Here is a 12,922-nt window from a genome sequence, read left to right as displayed (position 1 = left end):
GTCGTAAGTAGAGAATAGTTAAAATTGTAAATTTACTTTATTATAAGTAAATAATTTACAATATTTTTTTGGTGGGATGTGGGGGAAATAGGAATACGAAGAACAGAGGAGGAACAGCACAAATGGCCAAAAGAAAATGGAGCAAGCCTGTGAAAGTCTTATTGTCGATCGGGTTGGCGGCAGGATTGTGGATGCCAACAGCACAATCACCGGTTCAAGCAGCGACAACGGCAAGCGATCTTTTTATCTCGGAGTACGTTGAAGGCAGCAGCATGAACAAAGCGATTGAAATTTATAATGGCACAGGAAATGCTATCGATTTAAGCAGTTACTCGTTAGCTTTGTATGCAAATGGCAGCACGACGGTGCAAAGCGAGATGGATTTATCCGGAACGGTGGCTAGTGGAGAGACGGTGGTCATCTACAATGGCCAGGCAGCTGAAGGCATCAAGAGCAAAGGGCAATTACAAAATAATAATGTTATCAATTTTAATGGCGATGATGCTTTAGTGCTGAGGAAAGACGGCACACCAATCGATTCTTTTGGCCAAGTGGGCACGCGCATTGAAAATGCGAAAGATGTCACGCTGGTCCGCAAAACCGAGATTCAAGCGGGCGATCGCATTGTGGACGATGCATTCAATCCTGCGGACGAATGGATCGCTTATCCGGCAGATACGTTCGAGCACCTTGGAGCGCATACCATGACGGGCTTCGGTGAAACACCGGCTCCAGAACCTGAGCCAGAACCGGAACCAACACCAGATCCTGAACCGGCACCAGGGATAGAACCGATCGAACCTCAAAAGTTCCTTCATTATAAAAACTTAAACAAGAAGAAATTGAATATTGGCCAGCCGAGCGTATCGTTGACGCTCGAGGGCAAGACAGCGATTTCTGATGCGGTCTATTTGAAAGGAAAATACGCTGAATTTCACGGAATTGGCTTTCAAAATGTGAAAGTGGTATTGAGTCCGGCTAGGGCCGAATCCATTTTTGATTTTAAAGGAATCGAAGTGGCTAAAGTGGTGGTTGATGGCCCGAAGGTTTCTCAAATTAGAGGGGCGGAAAATATTCGAGACATCGAGTTTAGGAACGGAGCAGATTACGAAGCGATCGAATTTTACGACGCAGCCGGCCAGCCGATGAATTCCCCTCATTTACCGGCCGAGAACAAAGCGCCGGTCGTTCTGAAAGCATTTGCCAATGAACAAGTGAAAAGCGGCAAAACCTTGCAATATGACTTGGCAGAGTATTTTGCTGATCCGGAAGGGGCGAGTCTTTCATTTGCCGCGACGAAAGGCAGTTTAGCTGGCTCTATCTTGACATTGGATCTGCCGGCAGGTTCACATATTATCGGTGTGACGGCAACTGATGGCAAAGAAAGCATCACACAATCGTTCTCGGTAACGGTGATAGAAGAAATTCCGGCAACGGGAAGCTATTATGAAACAGCTACAGGTTTGAGCGGCGATGCATTGAAAGATGAATTGCATGCCATCATCGACGATCACGATCAGCTGAGCTATTCAGCCGTTTGGGATGCGTTGAAAGTGACGGATGAAGACCCGAACAATCCGAATAATGTCATCCTTCTCTATACCGGCGAATCGCGTTCGAAAGGGTTGAACGGCGGCAATGTCGGCGACTGGAACCGTGAACACACATGGGCGAAGTCGCATGGCGATTTTGGAACCTCGCGCGGCGCAGGGACGGATATCCACCATTTGCGCCCGACGGACGTGCAAGTGAATGGGGCACGCGGAAATCTCGATTTTGATTACGGCGGCAGTTCAGTGAGCGGCTGCGATGGCTGTTTGCGAACAGCGAGTTCATTTGAGCCGCCGGATAGAGTGAAAGGCGATGTAGCGCGTATGTTGTTTTATATGGCTGTTCGCTATGAACCGGGCGATCCTGTAGATTTGGAGCTAAACGAGCTATTGAATAATGGATCGGCGCCGTACCACGGGAAATTGTCTGTTTTGCTTGAATGGCATGAGCAGGATCCCGTCAGCGACTGGGAGCGCCAGCGCAACGATAAAATTCAAGACATTCAAGGCAACCGCAATCCGTTTGTCGACCACCCGGAATGGGCAGCGTCAATTTGGGATGCGAGCTAAGATAGGGGAGTCCTGCAGCAAAATTTGCTGCGGGGGCTTTTTCGTGATGGGAAAGTGAGTGTGTAAATTGGAAGTTGCTCGCAAATATCTCTGGGTTTCCCTCGAAAGTTCGTGAGTTGCCCGCTAATGAATCTGAGTTTCCCTTTAATCAAAATGAGTTACTCTTACTTCCTTAATTCTTTATTGATTCATTGTCTTTGGGAAATTTCTAAAGCTTTAAACTGATTTAAAAGACTTAGCAAAAGAGAATTTTCTGAAATAATTTCAAAGAATGTTACAATAAATAATAAAATAGAATTATAATATAGAATTTATTTACAATTAAATATGATTTTAGGGCAATTAGTTGGAATACTTACAGAAAATTTACGAAGCGCTTACATTCTCCCTGTATAATTAATTTGTAACGCCAAAAAAATCCAAGGAGTGAAAAAGTTTGTCAAAAAATGCATGGATTAAACTGTTTTTGAGCCTAATATTGGTTCTGTCCGCAGCTTTGCCTTATACGGCGACTGCAAATGCGGCTGAACCGATTACGGTTGCAGAAGCAATTGCGAATAATACAGGAACTCAGACTGTGAAAGGATATATTGTGGGGACAACTGCAACTGGTCCGAAATTTAATCAGGTAGCGCCATTTACAGTTCCGAGTAACTTAGGAATTGCAGATTCGCCTGATGAAACCGATCCGACGAAAATTCTGCCTGTGGAATTACCAAGTAAATCAGCAGCTAGAACAGAATTAAATTTAGTTGATAATCCATCAAATTTTAAAGCAGAAGTTGTAATTACAGGATCTCTTCAAGCATACTTTGGAGTTCCTGGATTAAAATCACCAACTGCGTTCACGATTCTTTCTGAAGGTGAAACTCCTCCTCCAGCACCAACTGCAGAAAAAGTCGATTCAATCGCTGCAGCACGTGCAACAACAGATAAATTGATTGAAGTGGAAGGGACTGTAACTACGGGTACTGGTTTCTGGGGCGGCAAAGCCTTTTACGTACAAGATGAAACCGGTGGAATTTACGTTTACACAAGCACGGATTACGCCTTAACCCCGGGAGATAATGTTAAGCTGACGGGGAAAGTTTCTGCGTATTCGGGCGAACTGCAATTGCAGCCGACTAGTGTGGAAAAACTTTCTTCAAACAATGAGCTGCCAGCTTTGCAAATACTGACTCCTGCGGGCATCGGTGAAAGCACACAAGGCGAATTGATTGAACTTAAAAATGTAACGATTACTGACTTGAAATCCTTAAATTACGGCACGTTTGAATTTACAGCGCTTGCAGAAAACGGCGAATCGATAACAATCCGCAACGATAACCGCAACGGATTGCTTTATGATCAATTTATCAAGCAATACAAAGAAGGCGATTTGATTCATGTAACAGGAATCGCGTCAAAATTCAATACAGTGTACCAAGTGAAAACTTTAGGCAGCGAAAGCTTTGATTTAGTCAACAAACCTGCAGTTTACGCAGACATCTTCCCGGGAGTTGTTTCAGAAGGAACAGCTATCACTCTTCAATCGGGCTGGGAAAATGCGGACATCTACTATACGCTGGATGGCTCAACGCCAACTCCAGCAAACACAAAATACACAGCGCCGATCGAATTGACAAAAGACACTGTGATCAAAGCGATTGCTGTTGGAGACGAGACTTCAGAAGTGTTCTCGTTCGAATACACGGTCCTTAAAACGAAAGATCTGAAAATCCGGGATATCCAAGGCGATGGCCATTATTCGGATTATCAGAATGCAACAGTGACAGGAATTACAGGTGTGGTGACGCATCTTTACAACTCATCAAACTTTGTTATTCAAGACACAAATCCAGATGACGATTTGACGACTTCAGAAGCAATCATGGTCAATAAAGCTTCGAATGGCTTAAAAGTCGGTGATTTGGTCACAGTTAGTGGAACGGTTGAAGAACATAATCAAGAAGGCTATTCAGACATGAAGGCAAGTGACCTTCCGATTACCGCATCCGCGCAACAGATGCAGTGAAAACCGGTACTGCGGAACTTCCGGCACCGATTGTCATCGGAAAAGACGTTTTCCCGCCGACTAAGAACATTGATACGGACGGATTGACTCAATTCAATCCAGATGTTGATGGCATTGATTTCTGGGAATCGCTTGAATTGATGCGCGTCGGTGTAGCGGATGCCCAAATCGTTGGCCCTCAAAGCTACGGAGAGGTAATTGTCGTTTCTAAAAATGCGACAAATAATGCTTTCCATAAACAAGGCGGCATCTTGATTGCAGAAGACGATTACAACCCAGAGCGCATCGCTTTCGATATTGACAATGAAAAATTCATTGCAAAAGCTGGCGATTCGTTTGATGGAACTCCAGTCGGCGTCCTAGGCTTTGGCTTCGGCAACTACAAGATCTGGGCAGTGGAAAGCGACCTGCCAACACTCGTGGATGGCGGCACTGCACCAGAGCAAACGTGGATCAAAAAACAAAACGATAAATTGACAGTAGCTTCTTATAACGTAGAGAACTTCTCTGCAGATCCAAGCCATACGTCAAATGAGAAAGCGGAGCGCATTGCTGAATCATTCGTCGAAGATCTGAACTCTCCAGATATCATCGTGATGGTGGAAGTACAGGACAACGACGGTCCTAAAACTACAGGAAACAGCGATGCAACCGCAACTTATGAACGGTTGATCAGCGGCATTGAAGCTGCAGGCGGCCCGACATACAAATGGACGGATATTGCACCTGAATACAATCAGGACGGCGGGGAGCCGGGCGGGAATATCCGTGTCGGCTACTTGTACAACCCCGACCGTGTTAAATTATCCGAAGGAACGAAAGGGTCAGCAACAGAAACGAATTCTTGGGTAAATGGTGAACTTGCGTTGAACCCAGGTCGTGTCCAACCGATTCCAATGCCGGGTACACGAAAACCACTGGCAGCGCAATTTGAATTCCAAGGGGAGCAAGTAGTCGTTATCGGTGCTCACTTAAATTCAAAAGGCGGAGATCAGCCGCTATTCGGCAAGAATCAGCCTCCTACTTTAGGGTCTGTACCTGAACGCATTGAATTGGCAAAAGCGATTAATGGTTTCATCAAAGAAGGTTTGGCTCAAAACCCTAATTTGAATGTGGTTGTAGCAGGAGATATGAATGATTTTGAATTCACACCAGCTCTAGCTGCATTAAAAGGCGATATTTTGGCGAATAAAGTCGAAGATGTGCCAGTAGAAGACCGTTACTCTTACTATTACCAAGGAAACTCCCAGGTTCTTGATCATGTATTAGTAACGAAGAACTTGAAAGATAGAACAGAAATCGATATGATTCACATCAACTCAATGTTTATGGAAGAGCACGGACGTGCTTCTGACCACGATCCTGTTCTGGTACAAATGGATTTGAAAAAGCCGGTAACAATACCTGAGAATCCTTCATATCCAAATCCGCCAGTTGAACCGGAAAAACCTGTTGAGCCAGAAAAACCGGAAGTTCCAGAACCTGTAACTTTTGATGATATCCAATCCCACTGGGCGAAAAAACAAATTGAAGCACTTGCTTCAAAAGGGATTGTCTTCGGAAAATCCACAGAAGCGTTCGAACCTGAAAGCAAACTTTCACGTTCTGAATTCGCCGTGCTATTAGCGCGTGCTTTGGAATTGCCATTGAAAGAATACGAAGGTACATTTAAAGATGTGAGAACGTCTAAAGCATGGGCTTACCAGGGAATCGAAGCGGCTGCAAGAGCAGGCATCGTCTTCGGTAAAACGGACGGTACCTATGATCCGGATGCTGAAATCACGCGTGAAGAAATTGCCGCGATGATGATCCGCGCAATCGAGTATCAAGATGCTTCGCTTTTAGAAGGCATTGATGCTTCCCACAAGTTTGCAGATGCGAAAAAAGTCGGCAAACACGCAGTAGAGGCAGTAGCGAAAGCTTACGGTCTTGGCATCATTTCCGGCCGTGTGCATAATAAGTTTGATCCAAAAGCTGATATCACACGTGCTGAAACCATTGTCATCCTTTACCGCGGACTTGATAAAATGGATTTACTAGATTAATAAAAAAGCTGTAGCCTCCAAGGCTGCAGCTTTTTTGCTGTAAATAGCCCCCTCGTTTCTGGCAACCGCACAATTCACTTGCTATAATAGGAAGGAATTGAAACCAAATGGCTTTTGGGCCGTCTATTATATGACGAGAAAAGCAGAAGCGAGTTGAATGAATAGATGAATAACCGAACAGGAAAACGCAAGCAGCAGAACCAATCGCGCAAACGGTTGCTTCTTAGCATAGTTTCTTTGATTTTATTGGCAGCGATTGGGCTGGGGGCTTACTTTTTAGCCTTTACGCCGGATTCGAAATCGAATGCCTCACCGCCGATGAAAGAGGATTTCGCGGGGAATGGTGTATACGGGATTTGATGTCAGTGAAATCGAAGAACTGGAAGCGCCGGAAGAAGTCGTGCAAGGCACGGTCGAAAACGCAGTGGAAAGTAAACCCGAAGAGCCGGTGAAGACGGAAACCGTCATCATCCCGCCGAAAAAAGACAGTTCGTTGATGATCGCCAATGCCAAAGCGCATGTCTATACGATCTACACGGATTTAGAGCAGGGATCTGGATTCTTGTATAACACGCAAGGCGATATCGTGACGAGCGCTCACGTGGTGCGAGATGCGTCGTATATCGTCTTGAAGAATAGCGATGGCCAAGAGTTCAGCGGCCAGATTGCCGGAATTTCTGAAACAGAAGACATTGCATTGGTGCGGGTTGAAGAACTGGCCGGTAAACAGCCGATGGGCATCGCGACATCACCTGCAGAGCCAGGAACGGATGTAGTGGCGATCGGTAGCCCAGGAGACGTCAGCAACACCGTAACAGAAGGGGAAATCACCGCAACTGGTGCAAGTTTCTCAGACGGCTATGAGTACACGGATATGTATGAAATGACGGCCGTATTGAAGAAAGGGTCGAGCGGCGGCCCGTTGATCGATTTGGAAAGCGAAAAAGTACTAGGCATCAACTCGATTATCCTGGAAGACAATCCGGAAATTGGCTATGCCATTCCTATGTATTCGGTTGTGGACCAGCTAAATGCTTGGGCAGCGGATCCGATCACGTATGAAGAAGAGGAAATTGTTTTGCCGGATGTGAAAGATGCATTCTTTGAAGAAACGATTCTGCGCGACTTCATCACAGCGTATTACGAATTGCTGCCGTATTCGTTGAATGATCCGGAACTGGCATATTACGAGTCGTATTTGCTGCCGGATAGCCAAGGAGCGACAGAAGGTAAAAACTTCGTCGAAACGAATCGCAGCGAGACGCGCACATTCGATGCTGTCGTTCCTTCTATTGAAAGTGTCGTAATTGGCGAGGAAGAGGCGCTTGTCGAGGCGCGAGCTACATTGACTTATCACGATGAAGAAACAGGAGAGACCTCAACCATCGAGCACACAGCGATTTATACCGTCGTGATTGATGGATACGGAGATTACCAGATCAAGAATATTGAAATGAAGTAAGGGAGCCGGCTTAAGTGCCGGCTCTCTTTTTTTGTGGAGTTTTATGTGAAATCAACTTTTTTCTTATCGAAATCACCCTTTGAGCATGCGAAATTACCCCTTATAAAAAATTCCTTCTATATAAAAAAACGCACAAAAAAAGAGCCAAGCAATAACTGCTTGGCTCTTCTGTATTTGATTAGTTGATGCGTTTGAAGCTGTGGAATTTTGGTCCCCAGTAAGAGTTGTTTAAGCTAACTACTTCTGCTTTAGATCCGCCAGCGTGAACGAACTGGTTGTTCCCGATGTAGATCCCGACGTGAGAGATCCCAGCGCGGTATGTGTTTGCGAAGAATACTAGATCTCCAGCTTGTGGAGTTGAAACAGTTGTCGATTCAGCAAACTGAGTTGTTGTAGTGCGTGAAATGTTGATTCCTGCTTGCTTGAATACATATTGAGTGAATCCGCTGCAATCGAATCCAGCAGTTGTTGTGCCGCCGAATTTGTATGGAATTCCTTTAAGTGCCAATGCTTTAGAAACGATTGTTGAAGCTGAAGCTGTGTTTGATACTTTAGCTACTGAAGAAGATGTTGAAGTAAGAAGTGAGCTCAAAACCCAACCGGCTTTGCCGTTCGCTTTTACTTTGTACCAAGTTTCTTTGCCGACTTTCTTTTGGTGAGTGGCAGTAACTTTAGTGCCTGCTTTAGCTAGAGTGACAACTTTATATTTTGTGCCAGCATCCTGGCGTACGTTCGTGTTGTATTTTGTTTTGAAAGTTCCGGATTTAGCAGTTGCTTTGCTTGCTGCAACTTGCTCAACTTCTACAGAAGTTTCTACGGAAGTAGTGGATTCATAAGTTGAAAGAACCTCGTCGTTTGTATTGAAGGCTGCTTGTGCATCCGTGGCTGTTTGGCTAAGGAGTAGTGTACTTGCTGCTAATACTGAAAAGACAAATTTCTTCAAATTTATTTCCCCTGTCGTTTTATATTATCTAAATATAAGTTTTTAATTTCGTTGGAATCTGTTTTTAACTATATAGGCTTGTGTATTTAAAAACAACGTCAGTAAGATTGCAGTTATATTACAGTTTCATTACAAAGAAAAATTTGTTTAATAAACCCAGTTATATCAAGCTTTTTCAAGAAATAAAAAATCGCTTCCAAATGTTTAAAAATCAGAAATAGTGGTTATATGCAATAAATATTTCAATTTTGCGCTCGTTTAGATCCTTAAAAATGTAAAAAAAAGGGTATAAAACAGGATATATTTCAAGAAAAATGTGGTAAAAGGGAAAGTGTACTATTACACTATCCAGCATTGATCTGGAAAAGCAGCATTTGGTTTATTACAAAATTATTGAATTTTGAGATTTTTTATGTGACAAGAAAATTTTACCTGAAGCTGTAGATAAGTTTACTTTTTCTTACATCTACATAATAGATTGATAATTTTCTCTACTTTGAAATAATAATTTAATAAAAAGCGAATAAAATAGACGTCTAGCATGCAAAAATTATATACTGATAATGGAAAGATACTAAAAATAATGTAAATTTATGGATTCATTTTATAAATTTTATTTCATAAAGGAGTTCTGCAATTGAAAGTTATCGGAAGTGGATTTATGGCGTTGGTGCTGCTCGTATTTGGGGTGGGCGAAATCCCGGCATCGGCCCAAGGCGAAAAGGAACAAAAGATGATTGTGGTTTTTGATGAGCAAGCCGACATGGAAGAAATCATTGTGGACGCAGGTGGAACGGCAACAGAAGCATTCGAGGAAGTTGATATCGCTTCAGCGGAACTAACGGATTCCGCGATTAATGAATTGCGGCAAGATCCTGCAATCCTTTCTATAGAAGAAGATGCGGTTGTCGAACTTCAAGCGCAGATGGAAGATTGGGGAATTGCTTCAAGCAACATCCCGGCTGCATGGAATTCCGGCTTTACGGGAGAAGGCATCAAGATTTCTGTCATCGACTCTGGAATTTCGCGCCATGAAGATTTAAAGCTGGCTGGTGGCATATCGACTGTAGATTATACAAATTCCTACGCAGATGACCAAGGGCATGGCACTCATGTGGCGGGAATTATAGGCGGATTGAATAATAGCTACGGCGTTAAAGGAGTCGCATATGATGCGGAGCTTTATGCGGTGAAAGCTTTTGATGCAAAGGGCCAGGCTTATGTGTCCGATATGATCGAAGGCATCAATTGGTCAGTTGCCAATGATATGGACATCATTAATCTAAGCGCAGGTTCACAGACGGGTTCGACCGCTTTTAAATCGGCAGCGGATAAAGCATATGCCAGCGGATTATTAATCGTGGCTGCTGCAGGGAACGACGGCGATTCAGTAGGAGCAGGCGATACGGTCGATTTCCCTGCCCGCTATCCATCCGTTATTGCGGTCGGGGCGGTTGACCGCTCTTCAAAACGGGCTGATTTTTCTTCAACCGGCAGCACAGTCGAAGTGGCGGCGCCGGGCGAGCGGATTTTAAGCACCTATACCGGCAACCAGTACGCTTACTTAAGCGGAACATCGATGGCGACGCCTTATGTCGCCGGCGAACTTGCTTTGATCAAACAAGCTTATCCGAGTTTGACGAATAAAGAACTGCGGCAAGTATTGATCGACCATACCCGAGACGCAGGTCCGGCAGGGAAAGATCCGTACTATGGCTACGGCATCATCCGGGCGTCATCCTTTACAGCACCGCCGCGTTCTCAACAGGTTAATGCGGTGGCCAATCTGGCATTGAATTCAAAAGCCATAACGGGAGCGCCTGGCGATTCGTTCAGTTTATCTGCGACGGCGACGTTCCAAGACGGCGGTGTACAAAATGTAACGCCTGATGCGGTCTGGTCGTCCGCTGATGTAAAGGTTGCCACGGTTGCAAACGGCAAGGTTCAGTTAAAAGCATATGGCAGCACAACCATTACAGCGACTTTCGGCGGCAAATCGGCAACGGCGACCATCACGGTTCCGCAGCCTGAAGCAAATCCTGTTGTGAAGTTGGAAGCGGACCAGACGACACTCGTTGGAAAACCTGGTGACGTGTTCACAGTTTCTGCAGCAGCCACGTTTAAAAATAGCCAAAAAGAAACGGTAACGAACGAAGCTGTTTGGACTTCGAGCAATGAAGCGATTGCGACGGTTTCGAATGGCAAGATCACTGTTCAAGGCTATGGCATGGCAACCATCTCGCTCTCATTCGGCGGCCAAACGGCGACTGTTATAGTCAACAGTCCAAATCCTCAAACGGCGCCGAATAAAATCCATTTCGACGATGTCCCATCGTTCTACGCACCGGCAGTTGATTATTTAGTGCAGCGAGGAATTACGCAAGGAAAATCTGCTGTTGAATTTGGCGTCACCGACCCGATCATCCGCGCGGATGCAGCGGTCTGGCTCGCGAAGGAACTCGGCTTGAATACAGCGAATGCTCGTCCATCCGGTTTCGGCGACGTGCCGGACCGTGCAGTAGGAGCCGTTAATGCCTTGAAACAAGCGGGCATCATCGGCGGCAAGACAGCAACGCGGTTTGGTTCCTACGATCCGCTCACGCGCGGCGAAGTGGCGATCATTCTGCAGCGGGCTTATGACTTGGAGGCAGGCAATCAAACATCCGCTTTCACAGATGTTTCGTCCCGCTTACGCAGATGCGGTCAACGCCTTAGTTGCAAACGACGTGACCGACGGATTGACGCCAACGCAATTTGGCGTTTCACGAAATATTACAAGAGGCCAGCTAGCGGTATTCATTTACCGATTAGTGGAATAAAGAAAAAGGGACCGATTCAGTTTGCGAATCGGTCCCTTTTTTATAGTTACGGGAAACTTACAGGGAAATGAGGGAAACCCAAGGGTATTTGCGAGCAACTCGGACGGATTTGAGGGAAACTCAAAGGTTCTTACGGGAAACTCATTCAAATTATAGAGCAATTCATCAAATGGAAGAGCCTTTCATCCAAGACCAAGTTCAAAAGGACGATCGGATGCTTTCCGCTTATAGCAAAAAGCGGGAAAGAAGGCAGCATTTTTTACAAGCGACTCCCATCTTCCGGTAACCATCTATAAAAAAAGACCGATTCAAAATCGAATCGGTCTTTCTTTATTCAAATCTCGCGAGGAGGCGGTCCATCAAGCGATTGCGCCCCGTAATCCACTGTGTCCAGCGATAAAGATACAACAATGCGCCGACGCCGACGCAAATTCCGACGGTGAACAACAGCAGCGATCCCGTATATAGAAGGAAACTGTTTTCAAAAACTTTCACGATGCGGCCGAGTGCCAAAATGAACAGCATATGCGATAGGTAAATGAAAAACGAAAAGCTGCTGACGATTTCCAGCAAGGGACGCGGTTTTTTCATTTTCTGGAACAGCACCGTTATCAGGAAGTAAACCGATAAGGTGTAGAAAAACATATCGTAGCGGTCGCTTGAAACCAAGGTATAATCGGTTTCCGCTGCATTAAAGTAAATCCAGCTGAAGCTTGCTACTGCTGCAAGCAAAGGTAGCCAGATTTTATTAGCCAGAAAGGCAAAGATCTTATCGTAATAGACGCCGATATAAAAGCCGGCGACAAAATAGAACAGCCAGGCAAAAATGAAAGTCCGGTACCAGAGCGGATATTCTTCGAAAATGAATAGGCGGTAGCTTTCCAAATGCTCCAGGGCGTAGAGATGCGCAAATGACAATGCGAATGCGGCAGCAAGCGCAGCAAAAGGATTAATCCTCCGCAAGAAACGGTTCAGCAAGTAATACAAAAGGTAAAACTGGAAAATGACAAGGATGAAAAACCCGTGCCAGTCACCGGTACCGATAATATTCCAAGCGGTTGGCCAAAAGGCGCTGCCGCTTTGTTCAGCAGTGATGTATGCAGACAACAAACCGATCAAAACGTACGGCAATAAAATATATTGGACCCGTTTCCACAGAAAATCCTTCGGCAGCTTATCCGGGTAATTCCGGGAAAGCAAGGTGATGGAAATCAGGATGAAAACAGGAGTGGCAAATAAGAATAAATAGCGGACGGCCAAAAATACAGGGGTTTCGGTAAAATCCGTTTCGGCGAACTTTGCGTAATTCGTCAGCACGTGGTTATAGACGACACTGAGGCAGGCAAATGCCCGGATCATATTGATTTCGTTTAATGGTTTCAAAAAGAGTGCTCCGTTTCTTGCAAATGCATTTTGTGATAACGGCACCTATTATATCAAATGAAGCGCTGGCGGTGAACGTAGGATGTGTCCGTTTCGTTTCAGTGGAACAGGAGTTTCAAGAATTGATGGGAAGGGG

8 protein-coding genes and 2 pseudogenes are annotated in these 12,922 nt (G+C 45.1%); 8 read left to right on the top strand and 2 right to left on the bottom strand.

Annotation, left to right across the window (positions count from 1 at the left end):
- Positions 1 to 122: 122 nt before the first annotated feature.
- The 6 genes and pseudogenes from L0M13_RS18370 to L0M13_RS13660 all read left to right on the top strand — a co-directional run.
- Positions 123 to 542: pseudogene (locus L0M13_RS18370) on the top strand (lamin tail domain-containing protein); the annotation flags it as partial.
- A 780-nt stretch (positions 543 to 1,322) separates the two neighbouring features.
- On the top strand, positions 1,323 to 2,120 hold the full coding sequence (locus L0M13_RS13680) for an endonuclease I family protein (RefSeq protein ID WP_397443542.1): 798 nt from the start codon (positions 1,323 to 1,325) through the stop codon (positions 2,118 to 2,120).
- 436 nt (positions 2,121 to 2,556) lie between these two features.
- Positions 2,557 to 4,134: a DUF6359 domain-containing protein gene (locus L0M13_RS13675; RefSeq protein WP_235197031.1), complete on the top strand. Its 1,578-nt coding sequence runs from the start codon at positions 2,557 to 2,559 to the stop codon at positions 4,132 to 4,134.
- Positions 4,131 to 6,179, top strand: coding sequence for an S-layer homology domain-containing protein (locus tag L0M13_RS13670; protein WP_235197030.1), 2,049 nt, complete (start codon positions 4,131 to 4,133; stop codon positions 6,177 to 6,179). Before L0M13_RS13675 ends, L0M13_RS13670 begins: the two co-directional genes overlap by 4 nt.
- A gap of 165 nt (positions 6,180 to 6,344) precedes the next feature.
- Positions 6,345 to 6,539: a hypothetical protein gene (locus L0M13_RS13665; RefSeq protein WP_235197029.1), complete on the top strand. Its 195-nt coding sequence runs from the start codon at positions 6,345 to 6,347 to the stop codon at positions 6,537 to 6,539.
- On the top strand, positions 6,520 to 7,641 hold the full coding sequence (locus L0M13_RS13660; RefSeq protein WP_235197028.1) for a S1C family serine protease: 1,122 nt from the start codon (positions 6,520 to 6,522) through the stop codon (positions 7,639 to 7,641). Before L0M13_RS13665 ends, L0M13_RS13660 begins: the two co-directional genes overlap by 20 nt.
- A 178-nt stretch (positions 7,642 to 7,819) precedes the next feature.
- Here L0M13_RS13660 and L0M13_RS13655 read toward each other — a convergent pair whose 3' ends face one another.
- A complete protein-coding gene (locus L0M13_RS13655) occupies positions 7,820 to 8,584 on the bottom strand; it encodes a C40 family peptidase (protein WP_235197027.1) in 765 nt (254 codons plus the stop codon).
- Positions 8,585 to 9,245: 661 nt separating this feature from the next.
- On the opposite strand from L0M13_RS13655, the pseudogene L0M13_RS13650 reads away from it, so the two are divergent.
- Positions 9,246 to 11,189: pseudogene (locus tag L0M13_RS13650) on the top strand (S8 family serine peptidase); the annotation flags it as partial.
- Between the two features lie 31 nt (positions 11,190 to 11,220).
- Positions 11,221 to 11,403: an S-layer homology domain-containing protein gene (locus tag L0M13_RS18760; protein WP_397443541.1), complete on the top strand. Its 183-nt coding sequence runs from the start codon at positions 11,221 to 11,223 to the stop codon at positions 11,401 to 11,403.
- A gap of 330 nt (positions 11,404 to 11,733) precedes the next feature.
- Here the strand turns inward: L0M13_RS18760 and L0M13_RS13645 are convergent, their stop codons facing one another.
- Positions 11,734 to 12,786 (bottom strand): acyltransferase family protein, encoded by a 1,053-nt coding sequence (locus L0M13_RS13645; protein WP_235197025.1) that lies wholly within the window; start codon positions 12,784 to 12,786, stop codon positions 11,734 to 11,736.
- Positions 12,787 to 12,922: the final 136 nt, after the last annotated feature.

The organism is Planococcus sp. 107-1, from assembly GCF_021513255.1.
Taxonomy (GTDB): domain Bacteria; phylum Bacillota; class Bacilli; order Bacillales_A; family Planococcaceae; genus Planococcus.
The sequence above is the reverse complement of the archived record's forward strand: the minus strand, read 5'-3'. Positions and strand labels throughout refer to the sequence as shown.